Origin of the sequence: Pseudomonas sp. BT76 TE3572, assembly GCF_050435365.1 — a bacterium.
Lineage (GTDB): Bacteria > Pseudomonadota > Gammaproteobacteria > Pseudomonadales > Pseudomonadaceae > Aquipseudomonas > Aquipseudomonas fluorescens_W.
Genome location: NZ_JBNDKE010000001.1, coordinates 4,834,564 through 4,857,812, shown reverse-complemented (window position 1 = coordinate 4,857,812; position 23,249 = coordinate 4,834,564). Strand labels below are relative to the sequence as shown.

Below are 23,249 nucleotides of genomic sequence, written 5' to 3'. Positions count from 1 at the left end.
GATCAGCCTCTAAACCATCGCTGCAAAGTTCAGCCTGAACTGCTGCGGCGTCACCCCCAGCCTGCGGTTGAACACACTGCGCATGTGCTGGGCATCGCGAAATCCGCACTGATAAGCCACGGTCTTCAGCGGCGATTGGGTGCTTTCAAGCAGCACCCGCGCCGCATCCACCCTGGCCCGTTCGACGAACTCCGCCGGGGTGACTTTCGCCTCTTTGGCAAACACTCGGGAAAAGTTGCGGGCGCTCATGTTGGCGGCGTTGGCCAGGTCGGCAATCGTCAGGTCGCCTGTCAGGTTGGCCAACACGTAGAGCTGCACCAACGCCACGGCAGAAGTGGGTTCGGCGTGTGGCGTGAGGAATGGGCTGAACTGTGACTGCCCGCCCGAGCGTTGAGTGAACACCACCAGCCGTTTTGCCACACTCAGCGCTACTTCCGGCCCGTGATCCCTGGCCAGCAAGTACAGCGACAGATCAATCCCCGCTGTGACACCCGCCGAGGTGTAGAGCTCGCCGTCCTCCACGTAAAGGCGATCGGCCTCGACCTGAGTCGACGGGCACAACTGCGCCAGCGCCGCGGCGTCGCCCCAGTGGGTGGTGACCGTTCGCCCTTCCAGCAATCCGGCCCGGGCGAGCATGAACGCGCCGTTGCAGATCGAGCCAAAGCGTTGCGCCTGCGCGCAGGCATCGCGCAACCAGGCATCGAATGCCGCACCAAAATCCATGAACGGCAACTGCGGCCCACCGGCCACCAGCAGCAAGTCGAAAGCTTCCAGCGCTTCGCTGAAATGCCGATGGGCATTGAGTGACAAACCGTTGGAACACGCCATCGCCCCGCGCTCGACGCCGATCACCTCCAGTCGATAGTGATCTGGCGGCTCAAGGAAACGATTGGCTTCGCAAAACACATCCATGGGACCGGTGACGTCCAGGGACTGGACGCCTGAGAACACCACGATGGCAACGGTTTTACTCATGGCTCGATTGCCTCTATGGATCACACTTTCCTGTGGCGAGGGAGCTTGCTCCCGTTGGAGTGCGCAGCACTCCCATTCCTGTCGCCACTGTTTGCCCGGTGTAATTGTGTGGCAGGTTTTGGGGCCGCTGCGCAGCCCAGCGGGAGCAAGCTCCCTCGCCACAAAAGCTTATTCACCCTAGCCAATCCGCGCGCAACAAGCGAGGTTGGCGCGATATGCATGCTCATTGGCAAGGATCGCAGCCATGGATCGATTGTCCGGTTTCGGGTGCGCGGACAGACTGATCCCATCAGCGCCGCCACGGCGTTCCCCATGAGGACAGCACCATGAGCAGCACCATCGCCGGTATCAAAATCCCCGACAGCGCGTTGGCCAAGGCCACCACGGAATACATTCGCGACGTCGAATCAGACCTGCTGTATCACCACTCGCGTCGGGTGTTTCTGTTCGGCGCCTTGAGCGGTGAACGCAAGCAACTGGCCTACAACCCCGAGCTGTTGTACGTCGGCGCGATGTTCCATGACTTGGGTCTGGTGGAAGGTCATCGCACTGATGACGAGCGCTTCGAAGTCGATAGCGCCAACGCTGCCAAAGCGTTCCTCAAGCCTTACGGCTTGTCCGAGGATGATATCGAGCAAGTGTGGCTGTCGATTGCTCTGCACACCACACCGGGCGTGCCGCAACACCTACGGCCTAACGTGGCGCTGGTGACTGCTGGCGTTGAAATGGATGTGCTGGGCATCGACTACGCCGCGTTCCCCCGCGCGCAACGCGAAGAAGTGGTGCATGCCCACCCGCGTGGCGAAGGGTTCAAGGAGTGCATCCTGTGTGCGTTTGCCAATGGCTTCAAGCACAAACCGGACACCACTTTTGGCACCGTAAACGCGGATGTACTGGTGGATAGCGAGCCAGGCTTCAAACCGATGAACTTCGTCGAGATTATCCGCAAGTCGCCTTGGGTGGCATAAGCAAAATGTGGGAGATTCTATGTTGCAGGGCAACCCTGCAACTTCAGGCCGGCTGGTATTCGCTCTGATTTTTCATCAGGGCAAATGCCACCCGACAGAGTTTCCGGGCAAGGGCCACCAATGCCTGGGTTTTCGAGAAGCCTCTTGCCAAATACGACTCGTAAAACGGTTTCCATTTAGCTGAGCGACAGGCTGCCATTGCGGCGTTGTAAGCCAACCGGCGTACTTCCGGATCCCCTTTTTTGCTCAGGTGCCGGGGGCCGTTCTTCTTCCCGGAGTCATCGACCGTAAGGTCCATCCCTAGAAACGCGATGAACGCATCACTATTGGCAAAATCACCGCGCATAAAGGTCGTCGCCAACCCGGTTGCAGTCAGTTCGCCAACACCTTCGATGGCTTTGCAGCGGTCGATATTCTCTTCAATTCCCGCCTCTTTGCTGACCTTGCGCAGCAGTTTCTGAATGGCCTGATCCGCTTGCTTGAAGGCCTTTTGCTGGGCGGCCTGCACTTTCTTCAACAAGGGTTCATTGGCCCAGCTCAGCATCAGGCCAGCATGGTTCTGGATCAGCGTTGCACGTCTGTGGAGCAGGCTTTTCAGCGAGGTGTAGGCCTTGGGTGGCGGGCTCCAGATCCGTAGTCCGTCTTGTTCGTTCGTCAAATAGCGCGCCAGCAGACGGGCATCGCAGGGATCGTTCTTGGCGCGCTGGCCGATGCCGCGGCGATAGTTGCTTACCCGATAAGCATCCACGACATAGACCTGGTGACCCATCGCATGGGCCAGCTCGACAGTGTCCAGGTGGTAGATGTTGGTGGCTTCAACGGCGATAGCGCTTTGGGCGGGCAATGTTTTAAGCCAGCGTTTAAGGGCTGTTCGATCGTTCTTGATGGCGTCAGTGGATTGCAGGTCGGAGCGATAGACAACTATTTCAGCCTTGGCGATATCGATGCCAACAACCGTCTGCGAAGTAAGGATTGTCATGACGAATCCTCGGAGCTAGGGTTTAAGAGCTTGTCGGGGTCTACCGTTGCGCTGGCTTGCCTCTATCGTCGGTTTTACCGATGAATTCCTTATCGGCGCTTTGGGTAGAAAGGGCGGGACGAGAAGTCTCCCACGGTCCGTACTGGCTAGAGTCGGAATCGAGCTTTTAGTCACGCCCACCCCTTCAAGTCTAAACATACAAGCGAGCTTGCCCGCTCCCACATTAGATTCGGGTTGGCCACGGATTTGTGGTCAACCCGGCATCAGGATCAAGCCGCTTCCGGCGCCTGCTGCGCGCGACGCACGTCCGGTTGTTTCCAGGAGTCGGCAGCGCCTTCTTCGATCGCCTGCTGAATCGCACGCTTGCGACTTTCTTCGGCACGACGGCTGAAGAACCAGACCAGGAACGTCATCAGCGATACCGCCAGCAAAATCAGACTGGCCACGGCGTTGATCTCGGGTTTCACGCCCAGGCGCACCGCCGAGAACACTTCCATCGGCAGGGTCGTGGAACCCGGACCGGACACGAAGCTCGCCAGCACCAGGTCATCCAGCGACAGGGCAAACGACATCATGCCGCCGGCCCCCAACGATGGCGCGATCATCGGAATGGTGATCAGGAAGAACACCTTCCACGGCCGCGCACCAAGGTCCATGGCCGCTTCTTCGATGGACAGGTCCAGCTCACGCAAACGCGCCGAGACCACCACCGCCACATACGCCGCACAGAACGTGGTGTGGGCGATCCAGATGGTGAAGATGCCGCGTTCCTGTGGCCAGCCGATCATCTGCGCCATCGCCACGAACAGCAGCAACAGCGACAGACCAGTGATCACTTCGGGCATCACCAGCGGCGCGGTGACCAGGCCACCGAACAGCGTACGACCCTTGAAGTGGGTGATACGGGTCAGCACAAACGCCGCCAACGTACCCAGCACCACCGCCGCTACCGCCGTGTAGCAGGCGATTTCCAGCGAGCGCACCACCGAGCCCATCAGTTGGGTGTTGTCCATCAGACCGACGTACCACTTGATCGACCAGCCGCCCCACACCGTCACCAGTTTCGAGGCGTTGAACGAGTAGATCACCAGGATCAGCATCGGCGCGTAGATGAACAGCAAACCTGCTATCAGCATGAAGCTTGAGAAACGGAAGCGTTTCATTCTTTGCCCTCCATTTCTTTGGCCTGGCTACGGTTGAACAGGATGATCGGCACAATCAGGATCGCCAGCATCACCACCGCCAGGGCAGACGCCACCGGCCAGTCACGGTTGTTGAAGAACTCTTGCCACAACACTTTACCGATCATCAGGGTTTCCGGACCGCCGAGCAGTTCCGGGATCACGAACTCGCCCACCACCGGAATGAACACCAGCATGCAACCGGCGACGATGCCGTTCTTGGACAGTGGAATGGTGATCTTCCAGAAGCTGTTGAACGTGCTCGAACCCAGGTCGGACGCGGCTTCCAGCAGGCTGTTGTCGTGTTTCACCAGGTTGGCGTAGAGCGGCAGGATCATGAACGGCAGGTACGAATAAACAACGCCGATGTACACCGCGAGGTTGGTGTTGAGGATCTGCAGCGGTTCGTCGATCCAGCCCATGCTCATCAGGAAACCATTGAGCAGACCGTTGTTGCTGAGGATGCCCATCCACGCGTAAACGCGGATCAGGATCGCGGTCCAGGTCGGCATCATGATCAGCAGCACGAGTACCGTTTGCATCTCTTTGCGGGCACTGGCAATGGCGTAGGCCATCGGGTAGCCGATCAGCAAACAGAGGACGGTGCTGATCAGCGCCATCTTCAACGAGCCGAGGTAGGCGGCAATGTACAACTCGTCGCCGGCCAGCATCGCGTAGTTGCTCAGGTTAAGCAGCAACTGCACTTTTTGGTCGAGGTAGCTGTAGATCTCGGTGTACGGCGGAATGGCCACGTCGGCTTCGGCGAAGCTGATCTTCAGGACGATGAAGAACGGCAACATGAAGAACAGGAACAGCCAGATGAACGGAACCCCGATGACCAGCTGACGGCCACCGGGAATTATTCGATTGAGGCGGCGTTTGAATTTGCGCATGTTCATGAGCGAAGTACCACGCCGCTGTCGTCTTCCCAATACACGTAAACCTGGTCACCCCAGGTTGGGCGCTGGCCACGGCGCTCGGCGTTGGCGACGAAAGACTGGACGATTTTGCCGCTTGGCAGTTCGACGTAGAACACCGAGTGACCACCGAGGTAGGCGATGTCGTGCACCTTGCCGCTGGACCAGTTGTATTCGCAGGTCGGCATGATCGGCGTCACCAGCAGTTTTTCCGGACGGATCGCGTAGGTCACGGATTTGTCCTGCACTGAGGTGCTGATGCCGTGGCCCACGTAAATCTGGCGGTCCAGGTCCTTGCAGGTGATGGTCGCGTGGCCTTCGGCGTCGTCGATCACTTCACCGTCGAAGATGTTGACGTTGCCGATGAACTCGCAGACCAGGCGACTGGTCGGGGTTTCGTAGATGTCGATCGGGCTGCCGATCTGGGCGATCCAGCCCAGGTGCATGATCGCGATGCGTTCGGCCATGGTCATGGCCTCTTCCTGATCGTGGGTCACCATGACGCAGGTTACGCCGACCCGCTCGATGATCTCGACAAGCTCAAGCTGCATTTGCGAACGCAGCTTCTTGTCCAGAGCACCCATCGGTTCGTCGAGCAGCAACAGCTTCGGTCGCTTGGCCAGGGAACGCGCCAGGGCCACACGCTGACGCTGGCCGCCGGACAACTGATGCGGCTTGCGCTTGGCGTATTGGGTCATCTGAACCAGCTTGAGCATGTCCGCGACACGGGCATCGACTTCAGCGGCGGGGATCTTGTCCTGCTTGAGGCCGAAGGCGATGTTCTGCGCCACGGTCATGTGCGGGAACAGGGCGTAGGACTGGAACATCATGTTGATCGGCCGCTCGTACGGCGGCATGTCGGTGATGTCTACGCCATCGAGGAAAATGCGCCCCTCCGTGGGCCGTTCGAAGCCTGCGAGCATGCGCAGCAACGTGGATTTGCCCGATCCCGAACCGCCGAGCAGGGCGAAAATCTCGCCTTTCTTGATTTCCAGGGACACATCGTCCACGGCAATCGTCTCGTCGAACTTCTTCGTGACCCGGTCGATTTTGACCAACACCTGTTTAGGTGATTGGTCGCCCTCGAGGGCTTTCTTATAGGCGCCGGAGGCAACTGCCATTTACGAAACTCCCAGAAAAAAGAGTGCAGTTCGCTCAAGGTGAGCCAACCTTGGATAGTTTGAGCCTTGAAGCTATTTACCCGACTTGACCTTGGTCCAGCTGCGGGTCATCAAACGTTGAATGTTTGGCGGTAACTCGATCGACACGTAAGTCTTGTCGAGGACTGCTTGCGGTGGGTAAACCGCTTCGTCGGTGCGAATGGACTGTTCCATCAGTTTGTCCGACCCGGGGTTAGGGTTGGCATAGCCGACGTAATCACTGACCTGGGCGATCACCTCAGGTTTCAGCAAATAGTTGATGAAGGCGTGGGCTTCTTTGACGTTGGCCGAATCCTTCGGAATCGCCAGCATGTCGAACCACAGCGCACCGCCTTCCTTTGGAATCGAGTAAGCGATGTTGACGCCTTTCTTCGCTTCAGCCGCACGGTTTCTGGCCTGGAACATGTCGCCGGAGAAACCGATCGCGACACAGATATCGCCGTTAGCCAGATCGGCGATGTATTTGGACGAGTGGAAGTACGTCACATAAGGCCGCACCGCCAGCAACTTGGCTTCGGCCTTTTTGTAGTCTTCGGGGTTGGTGCTGTTGGCGTTCAGGCCCATGTAGTTGAGGACCGTCGGCATCATTTCATCGGCGGAGTCGAGGAACGCCACGCCGCAACTGTGCAGCTTCTTGATGTTCTCCGGCTCGAATACCGCAGCCCAGGAATCGATCTTGTCGACACCCAGCACAGCCTTGATCTTGTCGACGTTGTAACCGATGCCGTTGGTGCCCCACAGGTACGGTACCGCGTACAGATTACCGGGATCGTTCTGTTCCAGACGCTTGAGCAATACGGGGTCGAGGTTCGAGTAGTTCGGCAACTTCGACTTGTCGAGTTTCTGGAAAGCTCCGGCCTTGATCTGCTTGCCAAGGAAGTGGTTGGACGGCACGACCACGTCATAACCGGTACGCCCGGCCAGCAACTTGCCTTCCAGGGTTTCGTTGGAGTCGAAGACGTCATAAACCGGTTTGATGCCGGTCTCTTTCTGGAAGTCGGCCAAGGTGCTCTCGCCGATGTAATCTGACCAGTTATAAATATGCACAGTGCCAGCGGCCTGGACACTAACGGCAAGCGTCAGTCCGGCGCCGACCAGCAGTGCATTGCGCAACAAAGAAAAAACAGGCACGTGGAGGTCCTCTAAAATTAGTTGGGCCCAAGTTGCCCAGCGTTACATGACAGCCATGGCTGCCTGGCAACAAAACCGGCGCGCAACTTACCCTCGAAAAACCGTTCCAGCAAACTTTATGAAGATCCCTGTAGCAGCTGCCGAAGGCTGCGTTAAGGTCCGAAGGACCTTCCCGCGTTTTCAACAGCACAACTGCTTCGCAGTTGGACGCAGCCTGCGGCAGCTGCTACAGGGTTTTACTTACTTACCGGATTTGATCTTGGTCCAGCTGCGAGTCAGGATCCGCTGGGTCGCGGCCGGCAAGTCGGCAATCGCGTACAGCTTGGCCAGCACGTCAGCCGGCGGGTAGATGCCTGGGTCGGCGGTGATGTCTTTATCAACCAGTGCAGTAGCGGCCGCGTTACCGTTCGGGAAACGCACAGCGTTGGTGATGGCGGCCATGACTTCCGGCTTTTGCAGGTAGGTCATGAACTTATAGGCGCCTTCGACGTTTTCGGCATCTTTAGGGATGGCGACCATGTCGTAGAAGCTGCCCGCACCTTCTTTCGGAATGTTGTAGCTGACTTTCACCTTGTCACCGGCTTCAGCCGCACGGGACTTGGCCTGGTAGATGTCGCCCGAGTAACCGACGGCCACGCAGATGTTGCCGTTGGCCAGGTCGGAGATGTACTTGGACGAGTGGAAGTAGGCGATCGAAGGACGAACTTTCATGATCAAGGCTTCAGCCTTGTCGATGTCTTCTTTCTTCTGGCTGTCGGTCGGCAGGCCCAGGTAATGCAGTGCCACCGGGATCATTTCGGTTGGCGAATCGAGCAGGCTGATACCGCACGACTTCAGCTTGGCGGCGTTTTCAGGCTTGAAGATCAGGTCCCAGGAATCGGTAGGTGCATCGGCGCCCAGTGCAGCCTTGACCTTCTCGGCGTTGAAACCGATACCGATCGAACCCCACATGTACGGGAAAGCGTGCTCGTTGCCCGGGTCGCTCACCGATACCGCTTTGAGCAGGTCGGGGTTCAGGTTTTTCCAGTTCGGCAGCTTGGACTTGTCCAGCTTCTGGTAAACACCGGCCTTGATTTGCTTGGCCAGGAAGTTGTTCGACGGCACGACGATGTCGTAACCGGACTTGCCTGCCAGCAACTTGGCTTCCAGCGTTTCGTTGCTGTCAAAAACGTCGTACACCACCTTGATCCCGGACTCTTTCTCGAAGTTCGCGATGGTGTCCGGCGCGATGTAATCGGACCAGTTATAGACGTGCAACACCTTGTCGTCCGCCTGTACCGCACCCGCCATCATTCCCATCAGGGACATGGCGAGGAGAGTCTTGCCAGCAAACTTTTTTCCTAATGCCTTCATGCGTAATGCTCCAAATTTTTCTTTTTTGAACCACTTTGTTCAGCGGCCGAACCCGGACAACTGGAACCGCGGCTAGTCTGGCAAGATCCGAGGCGGTCTTTCAAGGAAAGGCCGCCCTTCAGGACTGCTCTGAGCGAAAGTTTCATGAGCCCCGCTCAGAGCCTAGCACTTAGCCCTGTAATGCACTCAGGGTCAGGTCCAGGCACTTGCGAGCCTTTGTCACCAACTCATCGATTTCAGCCGGTGTAATCACCAGTGGCGGAGCAATGATCATGGTGTCGCCCACGGCGCGCATGATCAGGCCGTTCTCGAAGCAGAAGGTGCGGCAAATCATGCCAGCGCCCTTGCCTTCGTAACGCTTGCGAGTGGCTTTGTCCTGCACCAGCTCGATCGCCCCCAGCAGACCCACCCCACGCACTTCCCCTACCAACGGGTGATCGCTCAGTTCCCGTAGACGCTTTTGCAAATAGGGTGCCGTTTCTGCATGAACGCGCTCGATAATTTTTTCTTCGCGCAGGATGCGGATGTTCTCCAGTGCCACCGCAGCAGCCACCGGGTGCCCGGAATAGGTGAAACCGTGGTTGAAATCGCCACCTTCGTTGAGCACCGCAACCACTTCGTCACGCACGATCAAGCCACCCATAGGGATGTAGCCGGACGTCAGGCCTTTGGCGATGGTCATCATGTCGGGTTTGAGGTCGTAGAAATCGGTACCGAACCACTCACCGGTACGGCCGAAACCACAGATCACTTCGTCAGCCACGAACAGGATGTCGTACTTGGCGAGGATTTCCTTGATGCGCGGCCAGTAGGTGTCTGGCGGAATGATCACGCCGCCGGCACCCTGGATCGGCTCGGCAATAAAGGCACCGACGTTGTCCACGCCGACTTCCAGAATTTTCTCTTCGAGCTGATTGGCCGCCCAGATACCGAACTCTTCCGGCGTCATCTTGCCGCCTTCAGCAAACCAGTACGGCTGCGCGATGTGGACGATGCCCGGGATCGGCAAGTCGCCTTGTTCGTGCATGTACGTCATGCCACCCAGGCTAGCGCCGGCCACGGTGGAACCGTGATAGCCGTTCTTGCGGCTGATGATGACTTTCTTCTTCGGCTGGCCCTTGATCGCCCAGTAGTGACGAACCATACGCAGCATGGTGTCGTTGCCTTCTGAACCGGAACCGGTGAAGAACACGTGGTTCATGCCTTCTGGCGCGATGTCGGAGATGGCCTTGGCCAGCTCCAGCACCGGCGGGTGAGCCGTCTGGAAAAACAGGTTGTAGTAAGGCAGTTCACGCATTTGTTTACTGGCGGCATCGGCCAGCTCATCGCGACCGTAGCCGATCGCCACGCACCACAGGCCGGCCATACCGTCGAGGATCTTGTTGCCTTCGCTGTCCCAGAGGTAAACGCCCTTGGCGTTGGTGATGATCCGCGGGCCTTTCTCTTTCAGCTGCTTGAAATCGCTGAACGGGGCCAGGTGGTGATCGTTGCTCAGGGTTTGCCACTCACGGGTTTGCGGATTGTTGCTGGTCATACGAATCTCCTTAAAAAAATCAGGTGAAAGCGCCGCCCGACAACGGCGGCGCCCGGCGCATCAGACGGCGAAGAGCAGGAACTCCCGCTCCCACGAACTGATCACGCGCTTGAAGTTTTCATGCTCGGCCCGCTTGACCGCGACGTAGCCAGTGATGAATTTCTTGCCCAGGTATTTCTCGATCGTCGCGCTGTGTTCCATGCGTTCCAGCGCGTCTTCGATGGTCAGTGGCAGGCGCAGGTTGCGGCGTTCATAGCCACGGCCCACCACCGGCGCACTCGGGTTGATGCCTTCGACCATGCCGATGTAACCGCAGAGCAGGCTCGCGGCAATCGCCAGGTACGGGTTGGCGTCGGCGCCCGGCAGGCGGTTTTCCACCCGACGGTTTTGCGGCCCGGCATCCGGAACCCGCAGGCCCACGGTGCGGTTCTCTTCGCCCCACTCCACGTTCACCGGTGCCGAGGTGTCCGGCAGGAAGCGGCGGAACGAGTTGACGTTCGGCGCGAACAGCGGCAACAGCTCGGGGATCAATTTCTGCAAACCACCGATGTGATTCAGGAACAACTGGCTCATGGACCCGTCTTCATTGGAGAAGACGTTCTTGCCGGTCTCGATGTCGATGATGCTCTGGTGCAAGTGCATCGCACTGCCCGGCTCGCCGGTCATGGGTTTGGCCATGAAGGTGGCTGCCACGTTGTGCTTGAGCGCGGCTTCGCGCATGGTGCGCTTGAACACCAGGATCTGGTCGGCCAGGGACAGGGCGTCGCCGTGACGGAAGTTGATTTCCATCTGCGCCGTGCCGTCCTCGTGGATCAGCGTGTCGAGGTCCAGCTCCTGCAATTCGCACCAGTCGTAGACGTCTTCGAACAGCGGATCGAATTCGTTCGCCGCTTCGATCGAGAAAGACTGACGACCGGTTTCCGGGCGACCGGAACGGCCAACCGGCGGTTGCAGCGGGAAGTCCGGGTCTTCGCAGCGCTTGGTCAGGTAGAACTCCATTTCTGGCGCCACGATCGGCTGCCAGCCCTTGTCGGAATAGAGTTTCAGTACCTTCTTGAGCACGTTGCGCGGCGACAGCTCGATCGGGTTGCCTTGCTTGTCGTAGGTGTCGTGAATCACCTGAGCGGTGGGCTCGATGGCCCACGGCACCAGAAACACAGCATTCGAGTCCGGGCGGCAGATCATGTCGATATCAGCCGGGTCGAGCAGTTCGTAATAGATGTCGTCTTCGACATAGTCGCCGGTCACGGTCTGCAACAGAACGCTCTCGGGCAGGCGCATGCCTTTTTCGGCAATGAACTTGTTGGTCGGCGAGATCTTGCCCCGGGTGATACCCGTCAAGTCGCCAACCATGCATTCGACTTCTGTGATCTTGTGGTCTTTCAACCAATCGGTGAGCTGGTCGAGGTTGTTACTCATAAATGCCTCTTAGGCTTGGTTTCCTGACTCTTATAAGTCAGGCGTTGTTTGACGCATCGGCGTCGCGTTGTAATGCGTGCTTACGGCAGGCATCGCCAAATGCCTGGAAGATCGCAAGGTAATCCGGGTTTGAGCATACCTGCCATTCGGGATGCCATTGCACCCCCAAAGCAAAACCCTTGCCCTGCGGGACCGAGACGGCCTCGATCAACCCATCGGGAGCCAGGGCCTCAACGCAAAGGCCCGGCGCCAGACGTTCAACGCCCTGACCATGAATCGAATTGACGTGTATCTCGCTCGCCAGGCCCAGACCTGCGAGTACACCACCCGGTTGGATGTGCACCGGGTGACTTGGCGCATACTGTCCTTCAAGCGGTAGGCTATCGTCTTCACGGTGATCCATGAATGGACCGGCTTCGTGGACTTTTTGATGCAGGCTACCGCCGAACGCCACATTCATTTCCTGGAAGCCGCGGCAAATACCGAGCACGGGAATACCGGCCTCGACAGCGGCGCGGATCAACGGGAGGGTGGTGGCATCGCGTGCAGAATCATGAGCAGTGCCCGGCGCGCTGGCTGGGCCGTTATAGTGAAACGGTTCTATATTGGAAGGAGAGCCCGTAAAGAGAATGCCATCCAGACCGTCCAGAATATCGGACGGTGCCAGCAAATCGGCCAGGGACGGAAGAATCACTGGCAGGCCCTTGGCCGCCGAAGCCACGGCGCGGACGTACTTGTCGCCACTGATGTGATAAGCATGCAGACCGATCTGCTTAGAGCAGGCGGTGACGCCGATTAACGGCAGGCGAGACATGAAGCACCCCGGTATTATTGGTGTTATGGGTTTGAATCGAGCTTAGCCTTGTTCATTTTTTTACACAACACCCCCGTAAAAAATACAACACGGCCCGCTCAAGCCCGCAGGCGCTAAATCGCTCAAAGGCATAAAAACGCCCCAAAGTGCCTCAAAAAAGCCCCATGGGTGCTTTTTTAGGGCAAAAAAGGCCTCGCTTGACTTCGGCATGCCGTTCGGGTTGACTGGAATCCGAAGAGATCAATGATTGATATTTTTAACAACAAAGGTGTTGCATCATGTCGGTACCCCCGCGTGCCGTTCAGCTTAACGAAGCGAACGCGTTCCTTAAGGAACATCCTGAGGTTCTGTACGTTGACCTTCTGATTGCGGATATGAATGGTGTGGTGCGCGGCAAGCGCATTGAACGCACCAGCCTCCACAAGGTTTACGAGAAAGGCATCAACCTGCCGGCCTCTCTATTTGCTCTGGATATCAATGGCTCGACGGTGGAAAGCACCGGCCTGGGCCTGGACATCGGCGATGCTGACCGAATCTGCTATCCAATCCCTGACACCCTGTGCAACGAGCCTTGGCAGAAGCGCCCTACCGCGCAACTGTTAATGACCATGCACGAACTCGAAGGTGAACCTTTCTTCGCGGATCCCCGTGAAGTACTGCGTCAAGTTGTTGCCAAGTTCGACGAGATGGGTCTGACCATCTGCGCCGCGTTCGAACTGGAGTTCTACCTGATCGACCAGGAGAACGTGAACGGTCGCCCACAACCGCCTCGCTCGCCAATCTCCGGCAAACGCCCGCATTCGACACAGGTTTACCTGATCGACGACCTCGACGAATACGTCGACTGCCTCCAGGACATTCTGGAAGGTGCGAAAGAGCAAGGCATCCCTGCCGACGCGATCGTCAAGGAAAGTGCCCCGGCGCAGTTCGAAGTGAACCTGCACCACGTGGCCGACCCGATCAAGGCCTGCGACTACGCGGTCCTGCTCAAGCGTCTGATCAAAAACATCGCCTACGACCATGAAATGGACACCACCTTCATGGCCAAGCCTTACCCGGGCCAGGCGGGCAACGGTCTGCACGTCCACATCTCGATTCTTGATAAAGAAGGCAAAAACATTTTTGCCAGTGAGGATCCCGAGCAGAACGCCGCACTGCGTCACGCGATCGGCGGTGTGCTCGAGACCCTACCGGCGCAGATGGCTTTCCTCTGCCCGAACGTCAACTCCTACCGTCGTTTCGGCGCACAGTTCTACGTGCCGAATGCTCCGTGCTGGGGCCTGGACAACCGTACTGTTGCGGTGCGTGTACCAACGGGTTCCGCCGACGCGGTCCGTCTGGAACACCGCGTTGCCGGCGCCGATGCCAACCCGTACCTGCTGATGGCTTCGGTCCTGGCAGGCGTGCACCACGGTCTGGTCAACAAGATCGAGCCTGGCGCACCCGTGGAAGGCAACTCCTACGAGCAGAACGAGCAAAGCCTGCCGAACAACCTGCGCGATGCATTGCGTGAGCTGGACGACAGCGAAGTCATGGCCAAGTACATCGATCCGAAATACATCGATATCTTCGTCGCCTGTAAAGAGAGCGAGCTGGAGGAGTTCGAACACTCCATCTCCGACCTCGAGTACAACTGGTACCTGCATACCGTGTAAGCGGTTGCAGTAAAAACAACGCCGCAGGCTGATAAGGCTTGCGGCGTTTTTTTATGGCTGACATCAAACCCTGTGGCGAGGGAGCTTGCTCCCGCTGGGTCGCGAAGCGATCCCAAACCGATCGATGCGGTGTGCCTGACAGAACCGCATTTCGGATTAAAGGAGTCCTTCGGCCTCCAGCGGGAGCAAGCTCCCTCGCCACAGGGGACTGCAGGCACCACAGGGGATATGGAACATTGGCCTGCTCTGCGTACAATGCCCGCTGCCCCGCAGGAGACACCCATGACCCGACTCGCCACCCCACGCAAACCCCGCGCCCGCAGCCAGGCCCGGATCGATTCAATACTCGATGCCGCCCGCACGCTGCTGGCGGCCGAGGGCGTGGCCAGTCTGTCGATCTATAGCGTCGCCGAACGCGCGGAAATCCCGCCCTCCTCCGTCTACCACTTCTTTGCCAGCGTCCCGGCGCTGCTCGAAGCCCTGACGGCCGACGTCCACGCGGCGTTCCGCGCCTGCCTGCAAGCGCCTATCGATCACGAAGCCCTGAACGGCTGGCGCGATCTGTCGCGACTGGTGGAACAACGCATGCTCGACATCTACGACGAAGATGCCGCAGCCCGCCAACTGATCCTCGCGCAGCACGGACTGACCGAAGTCACCCAGGCCGACCGTCAGCACGACATCGAACTCGGCGACCTGATGCACAAACTCTTCGACCACCACTTCGAGCTGCCGAGACTGCCGACGGACGTTGATGTGTTTGCGTTGGCCATGGAGCTCGGCGACCGCGTCTATGCGCGCTCGGTGCAACAACACGGGCAGATCACCCCTCGCATGGCCGAAGAAGGCATGCGGGTATTTGACGCCTATCTGGGCCTGTATTTGCCGCCCTACCTGCCCAAGCGCGGCGTGTAACGCAACGAGGTGTTCATGGCACACGTTCCAGACAACTACCTTGGCGTGTGGCAACGACGCCTGATCAAATTCCAGTCGGGGCGCGTCGACAGCGAAACAGCGGTTTTCTGGCTGCAGACCCCACGCTTGTTTGCCGACCTGCGTATCCCGCCTGTCCCGCTTCCAGCCTTGTCGCTGGAACAACTGAATCACGCTGATTGGCTGACCCTGAGCGAGCAAAAAGGCTTCGCCGGCGTAACCGAAGTCAACGGCGACATTTGCCAGTGGCATCGCAAACTCGACTACCAACCGGTCAGCACCGAAGAAGACATCGGGCGCATGCACTTTGAAACCAGCGAGCGCCTGGTCGAAACAGCCCTGGACGACAGTTACTACGAGATCTGGGAGCGGCTGCCGGACTCTCGCGGCACCTGTCGCGGCCAGTGGTTGCAGGCGGTCGATGATCCAGCGCGCGTGGCCTGCCTGGTGCTGGCCGGTGACTACTTTCTGTTCGCCGCCAGCCGTGCCGTTGCGCTGAATCCAGGCGGCCATTTGCGTGAACACATCGATGCGGCAACCGCACCGCAACAGCTTGCCTGCGAACTCTCGTTCGGTCGCCACCACGGCGGGAAAAACCCGTGGCACATCGACTACTCCACACTGCCTGGGCAGGTCGGCCAACCCTTGTTGTCGGCTGACATCGATCCGCACGCCAGCGAACTATTCAGCGACCCACGCCTGCTGTCTTCACTCGGCACCTACGCGCCCGCCGCCGGTTGGCGCTGCGCGCCCGAGCCCTGAACACCCGTGCATAAAAAACCCCGAAGGGTTCACACCCTTCGGGGTTGTGCGCAATGCACGCGCTTACAACTTGGCGATCGACACCTCGGTGGATTTCACAAACGCGATCACTTCGCTGCCGACCACCAGTTCCAGCTCTTTCACCGAACGAGTGGTGATCACCGAGGTGACGATGCCGGAAGCGGTCTGCACGTCGATCTCGGACAGTACGTCGCCGAGTACGATTTCCTTGATGGAGCCTTTGAACTGGTTACGAACGTTGATGGCTTTGATAGTCATGGTGTTGATTCCCGTCGTGGATAAGGCTTGAGTTATTGAGCCCAACGCAATTGCGTGGGCAATGGTGAAACAGGTTCCGGTGCCGGCGGTTCGCCGGGCAACGCCAGCACGCGATTGAGGACTTCGGTTTCCAGCGCCGCCAGCCGATGGGAGCCACGAACCCGAGGGCGCGGCAGCTCAACGTGCAGGTCGAGGCCGACTTCGCCCTCTTCGATCAGGATCACCCGGTCGGCAATCGCCACCGCTTCACTGACATCGTGGGTGACCAGCAACACGGTGAAACCGTGCTTCTGCCAGAGCCGTTCGATCAGCTGCTGCATTTCAATTCGGGTCAGTGCGTCCAGTGCGCCCAGCGGTTCGTCCAGCAACAGCAAACGCGGTTGATGGATCAGCGCGCGGGCCAGCGCCACACGTTGCTTCTGGCCACCGGACAAGGCGGCCGGCCATTCATTGGCGCGGTCGGCCAGACCGACCGACTCCAACGCTTCCAGCGCTTGCGGACGCCAGTTGCCCTTGAGCCCGAGGCCGACGTTGTCGATGACCTTTTTCCATGGCAGCAAACGCGCTTCCTGGAACATCAATCGGGTGTCTTCCCGCGCCTCACTGAGCGGCGCGGAACCTGCGAGCAATTCACCGCCCGTGGGTTTGTCGAGACCGGCGAGCAAGCGCAGCAAGGTACTTTTGCCGCAGCCACTACGACCAACCACGGCGACAAACTGACCGGCCGGAATGTGCAGATCGATCTCACGCAGCACTTGCCGCGCGCCGAAGGTTTTTTGCAGTTTGCGCACCACCAGCGGAATCCCGCGCAGCAGGCGTGGAGGTTGTTGAGCCGTCATGCCGCACCTCCTTTAACTACCTGATAGGCCGGGTGCCAGCGCAACCACACGCGCTCAAGTCCGCGGGCCGCGAGGTCGGCGAGTTTGCCGAGCACGGCGTACAAAAGAATCGCCAGTACCACCACGTCGGTTTGCAAGAACTCCCGGGCATTCATCGCCAGGTAGCCAATGCCGGAGCTGGCGGAAATGGTTTCCGCGACGATCAACGTCAGCCACATGAAGCCCAGCGCAAACCGCACGCCGACCAGAATCGAAGGCAGCGCCCCCGGCAGAATCACCTGACGGAACAGGCTGAAACCGGACAAGCCATAACTGCGGGACATTTCCACCAGCGCCGGATCGACGTTGCGGATGCCGTGATAGGTGTTGAGGTAGATCGGGAACAACGTGCCCAACGCCACCAGGAAAATCTTCGCCGACTCGTCGATGCCGAACCACAGGATCACCAGTGGAATCAGCGCCAGGTGCGGCACGTTGCGGATCATCTGCACCGAACTGTCGAGCAGACGCTCGCCCCATTTCGACAGGCCGGTGATGAAACCCAAGGTCAGGCCGATGCTGCCGCCAATGGCGAAGCCCAGCGCTGCACGCCAGCCGCTGATCGCCAGGTGCGTCCAGATTTCACCGCTGCGCACCAGGCTGACGCCGGCTTCGATGACGGCGATTGGCGCCGGCAGAATCCGTGTCGACAACCAGCCCGCCGACACCGACAACTGCCACACCGCCAACAGCAGCACCGGTAACGCCCAAGGCGCGAGGCTATGGATAAGTTTCTTCATGGCGCGCCTCAGCTCTGCGACGCGGCTTTGGGGAGGATGTCGTTGGCGACCATCTCACCAAACGGGCTGACGTAACCGGCGCTTTTCGGCAATTCCGGACGCTCGATATCGAGGTGTGGGAACAGCAGTTCGGCGACGCGGTAAGACTCTTCCAGATGCGGGTAACCGGAGAAGATGAACGTGTCGATGCCCAAGTCCGCGTATTCCTTCACGCGGGCGGCCACGGTCGGACCGTCGCCCACCAACGCTGTGCCGGCCCCACCGCGCACCAGACCGACACCGGCCCACAGGTTGGGGCTGACTTCGAGGTTGTCACGGCTGCCGCCGTGCAGCGCGGCCATGCGTTGCTGACCGACCGAGTCGAAGCGCGCCAGCGAGGCTTGGGCACGAGCGATGGTTTCGTCATCCAGATGAGAGATCAGCCGATCCGCCGCTTGCCAGGCTTCGGCATTGGTTTCACGAACGATCACATGCAAACGAATACCGAAGCGCACGGTGCGCCCGAGCTTCGCGGCTTTGGCGCGTACTTGTTCGATCTTCTCGGCAACGGCGGCCGGAGGTTCGCCCCAGGTCAGGACCATTTCAACTTGCTCTGCCGCGAGGTCTTGCGCCGCTTCCGAAGAACCGCCGAAGTACAGCGGCGGACGCGGTTGCTGGATCGGCGGGTAGAGCAATTTGGCACCCTTCACGCTGATGTGCTGACCGTCGTAATCGACGGTTTCGCCTTCCAGCACGCGGCGCCAGATGCGGGTGAATTCCACCGAGGCTTGATAGCGTTCTTCGTGAGTCAGGAACAAACCGTCGCCGGCCAATTCTTCCGGATCACCGCCGGTTACCAGGTTGAACAACGCGCGGCCGCCGGACAGGCGATCCAGCGTTGCGGCCTGACGCGCTGCCACCGTCGGGGAAATGATCCCGGGGCGCAGGGCGACGAGGAATTTCAAACGCTGGGTCACCGGGATCAGCGACGCGGCCACCAGCCACGAATCTTCGCAAGAGCGCCCGGTAGGAATCAGCACCCCGCCGAAGCCAAGTCGATCCGCCGCTTGCGCGACTTGTTGCAGATAACCGTGATCGACGGCGCGAGCGCCTTCGGCGGTGCCAAGGTAATGGCCGTCGCCGTGGGTAGGCAGGAACCAGAAGATATTGAGGCTCATGGAGTGGTCTCCTTAGGGATTCGAATTACTGAGCTTTGGCAACGGCCGCCGGAGGCGTCCAGATCACGTCTTTGATGCTCAGCGGCTTTGGAATCAGCTTGAGCTGGTAGAAGCTGTCGGCGATTTTCTGTTGCGCGGCGACCACTTCAGGCGTGAGCAACAGCGCCCCGTAGCCTTGGCGTTTCACCGCAGTCAGGGTGATGTCCGCCGGCAGGCCGAGCAGTGGCGAGACTTGTTGGGTCACGTCTTCGGGATTGGCCTTGGACCATTCGCCGACTGCGCGCACTTCTTCCACGAGGGTCTTGATCACCTCAGGATTTTTCTGCGCATAAGGCTTGGTCGCGAGGTAGAACTGATGGTTGTCGACGATGCCTTGGCCATCACGCAGGGTGCGTGCTTGCAATTGCTGTTCGGCGGCAGCCTGGTACGGGTCCCAGATCACCCAGGCATCGACGCTGCCACGTTCGAACGCAGCGCGGGCATCGGCCGGCGGCAGGAATACGGTCTGGATGTCGGTGTATTTGAGGCCGGCATCTTCCAGTGCGCGGACCAACAGGTAGTGAACGTTGGAGCCTTTGTTCAGGACGACTTTCTTGCCCTTGAGGTCCTGCACCGATTTGATCGGCGAGTCCTTCGGCACCAGGATCGCCTCACTGTGCGGTGCTGGCGGTTCGTAGGCGACATAGAGCAGATCGGCGCCGGCTGCTTGAGCGAATACCGGTGGCGTTTCACCCGTAACGCCGAAGTCGATGGAGCCGACGTTCAGGCCTTCGAGCAGTTGCGGACCGCCGGGGAATTCAGTCCATTGCACGTCCACGCCTTGGGCGGCGAGGCGTTTTTCGAGTGTGCCTTTGGCTTTGAGCAGCACCAGGGTGCCGTACTTTTGATAACCGATTCGAAGAGTCTCGGCTTGAGCTTGAGTAATGGCGCCGAAGGTTACAGCCGCAGCAAACAGAGCGACCAGACCACGACGCAAAATGACAGTGCGCATGGCGCTCTCCTTTTTGCAGTTAGGTTTTGGCTGCACCTGCTTGCCCGTTAGCGGGCGAGTAAGGCCAGTACATCAATTTCGGGTGAGGCTTATGAGGCTTAAATGCTCCAGCGAGCACTCAACAAACGTTCATTCAACAGGTTCGGATCGATCGGCTTGGGCCGTCGGGCCATGGCGCTGAAAAACAGCTCCAGTGATTCATTCAGTCTTTCTTCCAGCTCCGGTGCCAGCTGCGCCTGGACGCTGCCTTCGCCGTAAGCGATCTGGCTGTCCACGGCGAAAATCCCGTGGAGCATTTCCTGGGCTTTCAACGCCGACAGCACCGGCTTGAGCGCGTAATCCACCGCCAACATGTGAGCGATGCTGCCGCCGGTAGCCATTGGCAAAACCACTTTGTGGGCCAGGGCACGCTCGGGCAGCAGGTCCAGCACGGTTTTCAATGCACCGGAGAACGACGCTTTGTAGACCGGCGTGGCAATCAGCAGGCCATCGGCGTTTTCAATCTGTTGCAGCAGGTCGATCACCTTCGGGCTGTCGAAGCGTGCATGCAGCAAGTCTTCGGCCGGGAAGTCCCGTACCTGGTAACTCACCACTTCCACACCTTGCTCCTGCAACCAGCGTTGGGAGCGCTCCAGCAGCACCCCGGAACGGGAGCGTTGGCTGGGACTGCCACCGAGTGAGACAACCAGCATTCGACAATTCCTTGAACGGTGTTGGCGATTCGCGGTTTGCGATCTCGCTTTGATGGAAGTGACCTTAACAGGTGATTGTTATATCCATAAATCATATTTATTCATTTGGTTATTCTTTACGGATCTATATGAAATGGCTTTTCCCGGGCAAAAAAACAGGCCGTAAAAACGGCCTGAAATCCCCTGCTTTGTGGGAACGATCGTCCGTCAACGATTTGGTTGCGGCGTCAGACGCAGGTACGGCTTCACTGCGCGATAGCCCTTGGGAAAGCGTTTGTTGATTTCGTCTTCGTCCTTGAGCGACGGCACGATCACTACTTCATCACCGTCCTGCCAGTTGGCCGGGGTGGCCACCTTGTAGTTGTCGGTGAGTTGCAGCGAGTCAATAACCCGCAGGATTTCATGGAAGTTACGGCCGGTGCTCGCCGGGTAGGTAATGGTCAGCCGAACCTTTTTGTTCGGGTCGATCACGAACAGCGAACGCACAGTCAGGGTGTCGTTGGCGTTCGGGTGGATCAGGTCGTAGAGGTCCGAGACCTTGCGGTCGGCGTCGGCAAGGATCGGGAAGTTGACGAGGGTGTTCTGGGTTTCGTTGATGTCTTCGATCCACTTGTGGTGCGAGTCCACCGGGTCCACGGACAGGGCAATGGCTTTCACACCGCGCTGCGCAAACTCGTCCTTGAGCTTGGCAGTGAAGCCCAACTCGGTGGTGCACACCGGAGTGAAGTCCGCCGGATGGGAAAACAGCACGCCCCAGCTATCGCCCAGCCATTCGTGGAAACGGAGGGTGCCGGCGCTGGAATCCTGTTCAAAGTCGGGGGCGATATCGCCCAGTCTGAGGCTCATGGTGCTGCTCCTGGTGAGTGCTTGTCGGGGTCAACTGTGCCTGCATTTCTTATTCATTAAAAAGAATAAATATCGATTTATTTAGATCGTAAACGAATATTAAAAATGTGTTCACTGGACCTTGGCGGCGGTCAGGACGACTATCGCTCACAAGGTTCGAGAAGGCCTTGAGTTGCTGCACAGAGAGGGAAATTTCGAGGCGGGTTTACGGGGGTGAGCCTGACTTGAAAACGCAAAAGCCCCGCCCGGCGAGATGCCGGGCGGGGCTTTTTTGTCAGCGGTTACGCGAGCGCTATTACAGCAGCGGGATCGAGTAGCTGACGATCAGACGGTTTTCGTCCTGCGAACGAGTGTTCGGCAGATCGGTACGCCACATAGCGTTTTTCCACGTGACACCAAGGTTTTTCAGCGCGCCTTCTTGTACGACGTAAGCCAGAGTCAGGTCGCGTTCCCACTCGGAAGCACCGTTCGCCAATTCGCCACCGCGAGAGTTGACGGTATCGATTTCATCACCTTTCAGGTAGACCACACCGGCCGTCAGACCTGGTACACCGACCTTGGCAAAGTCATACGAGTAGCGTGCTTGCCAAGTGCGCTCGCCGGCACGGGCGAACTTCTGGATCTGCATGTCGGTAGTCAGGTAAGCCGAAGCGCCGTCACCCTGGTTCAAGTAAGGGAAGTCACTGCTGCCGTTGCTGACCTGATAGCCGCCGCCGAAGGTGTGGCCGGCAACGGTATACAGGAACAGCCCGCTATACAGGTTGTTGTCGACCTTGCCTTTACCGCTTGGCGCATTGTAATTGCCAGAGGTGAAGTAGTTGGCGTCGTGACCGTTGGCACCGTCATCCCGGCTGTTGAAGTAGCGCAGGTCGGATTTCAGAACGCCCGGGCCGATTGCCCAGTTGTGAAGCAGACCCAGGAAGTGCTGCTTGTAGAAATCTTCCAGGTTGCCGTAGTAGTACTGGGCAGTCAGGTCTTTGGTGATTTTGTAGTCACCGCCACCGTAGATGAACTTGTTGCTGTCACGGAATTTAGTACCGCGCGAGTTCGCACCAGCGATCGACAACTCTTCGTTGTTGCTGGAGTTACGACCTTTGGCGTGCTCGATCTGACCGCCGACCAGTGTAAGGTCCTTGATCTCGCCCGAAGTGATCTGGCCACCCTGGAAGGTTTGTGGCAGCAGACGACCGTCGTTGGTCACGATGACCGGGTTCTTCGGCTGCAGGGTACCCAGCTTCAGTTCGGTCTGGGAGATCTTGGCTTTGGCAGTCAGGCCCAGGCTGGAGAAGTTATCCACCGCTTGGCCGTTGGACTCGCTTGGGAAAACAGTGCCGCCATAAGCGCTACCAGGGGTGCCATTGGCGTTAACGTTGCCATTGGTGCCGCCGCCCGAATCCAGACGTACACCCAGCAGGCCGATGGCGTCGATACCGAAGCCGACAGTGCCTTGGGTATAACCGGAAGTGAAGCGCAGATCGAAGCCTTGGCCCCACTCTTCGTTTTTGCTTGGCTCGGCAGTGCCGTCACGGTAATCCGTGTTGATGTAGAAGTTACGCAGCCCCAAAGTAGCTTTGCTGTCTTCGATGAAACCGGCGGCGCCTGCCTGCTGCGCCAAAACCCCTACGGCCACAGCCAGGGCCAAGGTGGACTTGTTCATTTGTTTCGCTCCTATCGTTTCTAATTTTTGAGGTCCTGGGTCGAATGCCCTGGATCCTTAAGTGCTCGGTGAGTGCCAGACCGTGTGACAACGGCGATGGCCTGCCCCCTGTGATTTTTGCCCGCATGATAAACACAAAAAGAATTATTTCATCATTTTTCATGCCATTCAGGAATATAGCTTCGCGCTATTACTCTGAGTCGGGACCAAGGTATCGGCTCGTAAGCC

21 protein-coding genes and 1 pseudogene are annotated in these 23,249 nt (G+C 58.6%); 4 read left to right on the top strand and 18 right to left on the bottom strand.

The features are described from left to right. Window positions 1-9 precede the first annotated feature (9 nt). Complete coding sequence (locus ABH912_RS22000; protein WP_429511643.1) at window positions 10-975, bottom strand: GlxA family transcriptional regulator; 966 nt, start codon at window positions 973-975, stop codon at window positions 10-12. Between the two features lie 326 nt (window positions 976-1,301). On the opposite strand from ABH912_RS22000, the gene ABH912_RS21995 reads away from it, so the two are divergent. Then, window positions 1,302-1,943, top strand: coding sequence for an HD domain-containing protein (locus ABH912_RS21995; RefSeq protein ID WP_429511642.1), 642 nt, complete (start codon window positions 1,302-1,304; stop codon window positions 1,941-1,943). 17 nt (window positions 1,944-1,960) lie between these two features. On the opposite strand, the pseudogene ABH912_RS21990 reads toward ABH912_RS21995, so the two are convergent. The 9 genes and pseudogenes from ABH912_RS21990 to ABH912_RS21950 all read right to left on the bottom strand — a co-directional run bounded on the left by ABH912_RS21990 (window position 1,961) and on the right by ABH912_RS21950 (window position 12,431). Beyond that, window positions 1,961-2,922, bottom strand: a pseudogene (locus ABH912_RS21990) (IS110 family transposase). A 269-nt stretch (window positions 2,923-3,191) separates the two neighbouring features. Further along, the gene (locus ABH912_RS21985; protein WP_033060575.1) at window positions 3,192-4,085 is read right to left on the bottom strand and encodes an ABC transporter permease subunit; all 894 of its coding nucleotides are present in this window, start codon (window positions 4,083-4,085) and stop codon (window positions 3,192-3,194) included. Then, window positions 4,082-5,002: an ABC transporter permease subunit gene (locus tag ABH912_RS21980; RefSeq protein WP_033060577.1), complete on the bottom strand. Its 921-nt coding sequence runs from the start codon at window positions 5,000-5,002 to the stop codon at window positions 4,082-4,084. The genes ABH912_RS21985 and ABH912_RS21980 overlap by 4 nt, the downstream gene beginning before the upstream one ends. Beyond that, complete coding sequence (locus ABH912_RS21975; RefSeq protein ID WP_309674364.1) at window positions 4,999-6,141, bottom strand: ABC transporter ATP-binding protein; 1,143 nt, start codon at window positions 6,139-6,141, stop codon at window positions 4,999-5,001. The genes ABH912_RS21980 and ABH912_RS21975 overlap by 4 nt, the downstream gene beginning before the upstream one ends. Before the next feature lie 72 nt (window positions 6,142-6,213). Further along, window positions 6,214-7,311, bottom strand: coding sequence for a polyamine ABC transporter substrate-binding protein (locus tag ABH912_RS21970; protein ID WP_033060579.1), 1,098 nt, complete (start codon window positions 7,309-7,311; stop codon window positions 6,214-6,216). 240 nt (window positions 7,312-7,551) lie between these two features. Then, window positions 7,552-8,664, bottom strand: coding sequence for a polyamine ABC transporter substrate-binding protein (locus ABH912_RS21965; protein WP_033060580.1), 1,113 nt, complete (start codon window positions 8,662-8,664; stop codon window positions 7,552-7,554). Between the two features lie 169 nt (window positions 8,665-8,833). Beyond that, window positions 8,834-10,198 (bottom strand): aspartate aminotransferase family protein, encoded by a 1,365-nt coding sequence (locus ABH912_RS21960; RefSeq protein WP_429511641.1) that lies wholly within the window; start codon window positions 10,196-10,198, stop codon window positions 8,834-8,836. Window positions 10,199-10,258: 60 nt separating this feature from the next. Continuing rightward, on the bottom strand, window positions 10,259-11,617 hold the full coding sequence (locus ABH912_RS21955) for a glutamine synthetase family protein (RefSeq protein ID WP_033060583.1): 1,359 nt from the start codon (window positions 11,615-11,617) through the stop codon (window positions 10,259-10,261). Window positions 11,618-11,654: 37 nt separating this feature from the next. Continuing rightward, window positions 11,655-12,431 (bottom strand): gamma-glutamyl-gamma-aminobutyrate hydrolase family protein, encoded by a 777-nt coding sequence (locus ABH912_RS21950; protein WP_429511640.1) that lies wholly within the window; start codon window positions 12,429-12,431, stop codon window positions 11,655-11,657. Between the two features lie 278 nt (window positions 12,432-12,709). On the opposite strand from ABH912_RS21950, the gene ABH912_RS21945 reads away from it, so the two are divergent. The 3 genes from ABH912_RS21945 (at window position 12,710) to ABH912_RS21935 (ending at window position 15,781) form a co-directional block, all read left to right on the top strand. Then, window positions 12,710-14,086, top strand: a complete 1,377-nt coding sequence (locus tag ABH912_RS21945) for a glutamine synthetase family protein (protein WP_033060587.1) — start codon at window positions 12,710-12,712, stop codon at window positions 14,084-14,086. Window positions 14,087-14,368: 282 nt separating this feature from the next. Further along, window positions 14,369-15,001: a TetR/AcrR family transcriptional regulator gene (locus ABH912_RS21940; protein ID WP_429511639.1), complete on the top strand. Its 633-nt coding sequence runs from the start codon at window positions 14,369-14,371 to the stop codon at window positions 14,999-15,001. 15 nt (window positions 15,002-15,016) lie between these two features. After that, the gene (locus ABH912_RS21935) at window positions 15,017-15,781 is read left to right on the top strand and encodes a hypothetical protein (RefSeq protein WP_033060590.1); all 765 of its coding nucleotides are present in this window, start codon (window positions 15,017-15,019) and stop codon (window positions 15,779-15,781) included. A 63-nt stretch (window positions 15,782-15,844) separates the two neighbouring features. Here ABH912_RS21935 and ABH912_RS21930 read toward each other — a convergent pair whose 3' ends face one another. The 8 genes from ABH912_RS21930 to ABH912_RS21895 form a co-directional block, all read right to left on the bottom strand. Continuing rightward, complete coding sequence (locus ABH912_RS21930; RefSeq protein ID WP_003229256.1) at window positions 15,845-16,060, bottom strand: TOBE domain-containing protein; 216 nt, start codon at window positions 16,058-16,060, stop codon at window positions 15,845-15,847. Window positions 16,061-16,092: 32 nt separating this feature from the next. After that, window positions 16,093-16,899 (bottom strand): aliphatic sulfonates ABC transporter ATP-binding protein, encoded by an 807-nt coding sequence (ssuB, locus tag ABH912_RS21925; protein WP_033060592.1) that lies wholly within the window; start codon window positions 16,897-16,899, stop codon window positions 16,093-16,095. Next, window positions 16,896-17,678 carry an aliphatic sulfonate ABC transporter permease SsuC gene (ssuC, locus tag ABH912_RS21920; RefSeq protein ID WP_033060593.1) on the bottom strand — a complete coding sequence of 261 codons (783 nt, stop codon included), beginning with the start codon at window positions 17,676-17,678 and terminating at the stop codon, window positions 16,896-16,898. The genes ssuB and ssuC overlap by 4 nt, the downstream gene beginning before the upstream one ends. An 8-nt stretch (window positions 17,679-17,686) precedes the next feature. Continuing rightward, on the bottom strand, window positions 17,687-18,835 hold the full coding sequence (gene ssuD, locus ABH912_RS21915; RefSeq protein ID WP_154856029.1) for an FMNH2-dependent alkanesulfonate monooxygenase: 1,149 nt from the start codon (window positions 18,833-18,835) through the stop codon (window positions 17,687-17,689). A 25-nt stretch (window positions 18,836-18,860) separates the two neighbouring features. Continuing rightward, complete coding sequence (locus ABH912_RS21910) at window positions 18,861-19,826, bottom strand: sulfonate ABC transporter substrate-binding protein (RefSeq protein ID WP_033060595.1); 966 nt, start codon at window positions 19,824-19,826, stop codon at window positions 18,861-18,863. A 98-nt stretch (window positions 19,827-19,924) separates the two neighbouring features. Continuing rightward, the gene (gene ssuE / locus ABH912_RS21905; RefSeq protein WP_008150435.1) at window positions 19,925-20,518 is read right to left on the bottom strand and encodes an NADPH-dependent FMN reductase; all 594 of its coding nucleotides are present in this window, start codon (window positions 20,516-20,518) and stop codon (window positions 19,925-19,927) included. A 207-nt stretch (window positions 20,519-20,725) separates the two neighbouring features. After that, window positions 20,726-21,364, bottom strand: a complete 639-nt coding sequence (locus tag ABH912_RS21900; protein WP_046053759.1) for a peroxiredoxin — start codon at window positions 21,362-21,364, stop codon at window positions 20,726-20,728. 295 nt (window positions 21,365-21,659) lie between these two features. Then, window positions 21,660-23,021 (bottom strand): OprD family porin, encoded by a 1,362-nt coding sequence (locus ABH912_RS21895; RefSeq protein WP_429511638.1) that lies wholly within the window; start codon window positions 23,019-23,021, stop codon window positions 21,660-21,662. Between the last annotated feature and the right edge of the window lie 228 nt (window positions 23,022-23,249).

What these genes read in the sequence shown, in the direction of transcription:
- ssuC (WP_033060593.1), bottom strand. Translation starts at nt 17,678, where the DNA reads ATGAAGAAACTTATCCATAGCCTCGCGCCTTGGGCGTTACCGGTGCTG.
- ABH912_RS21935 (WP_033060590.1), top strand. Translation starts at nt 15,017, where the DNA reads ATGGCACACGTTCCAGACAACTACCTTGGCGTGTGGCAACGACGCCTG.
- ABH912_RS21960 (WP_429511641.1), bottom strand. Translation starts at nt 10,198, where the DNA reads ATGACCAGCAACAATCCGCAAACCCGTGAGTGGCAAACCCTGAGCAAC.
- ABH912_RS21895 (WP_429511638.1), bottom strand. Translation starts at nt 23,021, where the DNA reads ATGAACAAGTCCACCTTGGCCCTGGCTGTGGCCGTAGGGGTTTTGGCG.
- ABH912_RS21980 (WP_033060577.1), bottom strand. Translation starts at nt 5,002, where the DNA reads ATGAACATGCGCAAATTCAAACGCCGCCTCAATCGAATAATTCCCGGT.
- ABH912_RS22000 (WP_429511643.1), bottom strand. Translation starts at nt 975, where the DNA reads ATGAGTAAAACCGTTGCCATCGTGGTGTTCTCAGGCGTCCAGTCCCTG.
- ABH912_RS21910 (WP_033060595.1), bottom strand. Translation starts at nt 19,826, where the DNA reads ATGCGCACTGTCATTTTGCGTCGTGGTCTGGTCGCTCTGTTTGCTGCG.
- ABH912_RS21940 (WP_429511639.1), top strand. Translation starts at nt 14,369, where the DNA reads ATGACCCGACTCGCCACCCCACGCAAACCCCGCGCCCGCAGCCAGGCC.
- ssuD (WP_154856029.1), bottom strand. Translation starts at nt 18,835, where the DNA reads ATGAGCCTCAATATCTTCTGGTTCCTGCCTACCCACGGCGACGGCCAT.
- ABH912_RS21975 (WP_309674364.1), bottom strand. Translation starts at nt 6,141, where the DNA reads ATGGCAGTTGCCTCCGGCGCCTATAAGAAAGCCCTCGAGGGCGACCAA.
- ABH912_RS21965 (WP_033060580.1), bottom strand. Translation starts at nt 8,664, where the DNA reads ATGAAGGCATTAGGAAAAAAGTTTGCTGGCAAGACTCTCCTCGCCATG.
- ABH912_RS21900 (WP_046053759.1), bottom strand. Translation starts at nt 21,364, where the DNA reads ATGAGCCTCAGACTGGGCGATATCGCCCCCGACTTTGAACAGGATTCC.
- ABH912_RS21985 (WP_033060575.1), bottom strand. Translation starts at nt 4,085, where the DNA reads ATGAAACGCTTCCGTTTCTCAAGCTTCATGCTGATAGCAGGTTTGCTG.
- ssuB (WP_033060592.1), bottom strand. Translation starts at nt 16,899, where the DNA reads ATGACGGCTCAACAACCTCCACGCCTGCTGCGCGGGATTCCGCTGGTG.
- ABH912_RS21945 (WP_033060587.1), top strand. Translation starts at nt 12,710, where the DNA reads ATGTCGGTACCCCCGCGTGCCGTTCAGCTTAACGAAGCGAACGCGTTC.
- ssuE (WP_008150435.1), bottom strand. Translation starts at nt 20,518, where the DNA reads ATGCTGGTTGTCTCACTCGGTGGCAGTCCCAGCCAACGCTCCCGTTCC.
- ABH912_RS21930 (WP_003229256.1), bottom strand. Translation starts at nt 16,060, where the DNA reads ATGACTATCAAAGCCATCAACGTTCGTAACCAGTTCAAAGGCTCCATC.
- ABH912_RS21995 (WP_429511642.1), top strand. Translation starts at nt 1,302, where the DNA reads ATGAGCAGCACCATCGCCGGTATCAAAATCCCCGACAGCGCGTTGGCC.
- ABH912_RS21950 (WP_429511640.1), bottom strand. Translation starts at nt 12,431, where the DNA reads ATGTCTCGCCTGCCGTTAATCGGCGTCACCGCCTGCTCTAAGCAGATC.
- ABH912_RS21955 (WP_033060583.1), bottom strand. Translation starts at nt 11,617, where the DNA reads ATGAGTAACAACCTCGACCAGCTCACCGATTGGTTGAAAGACCACAAG.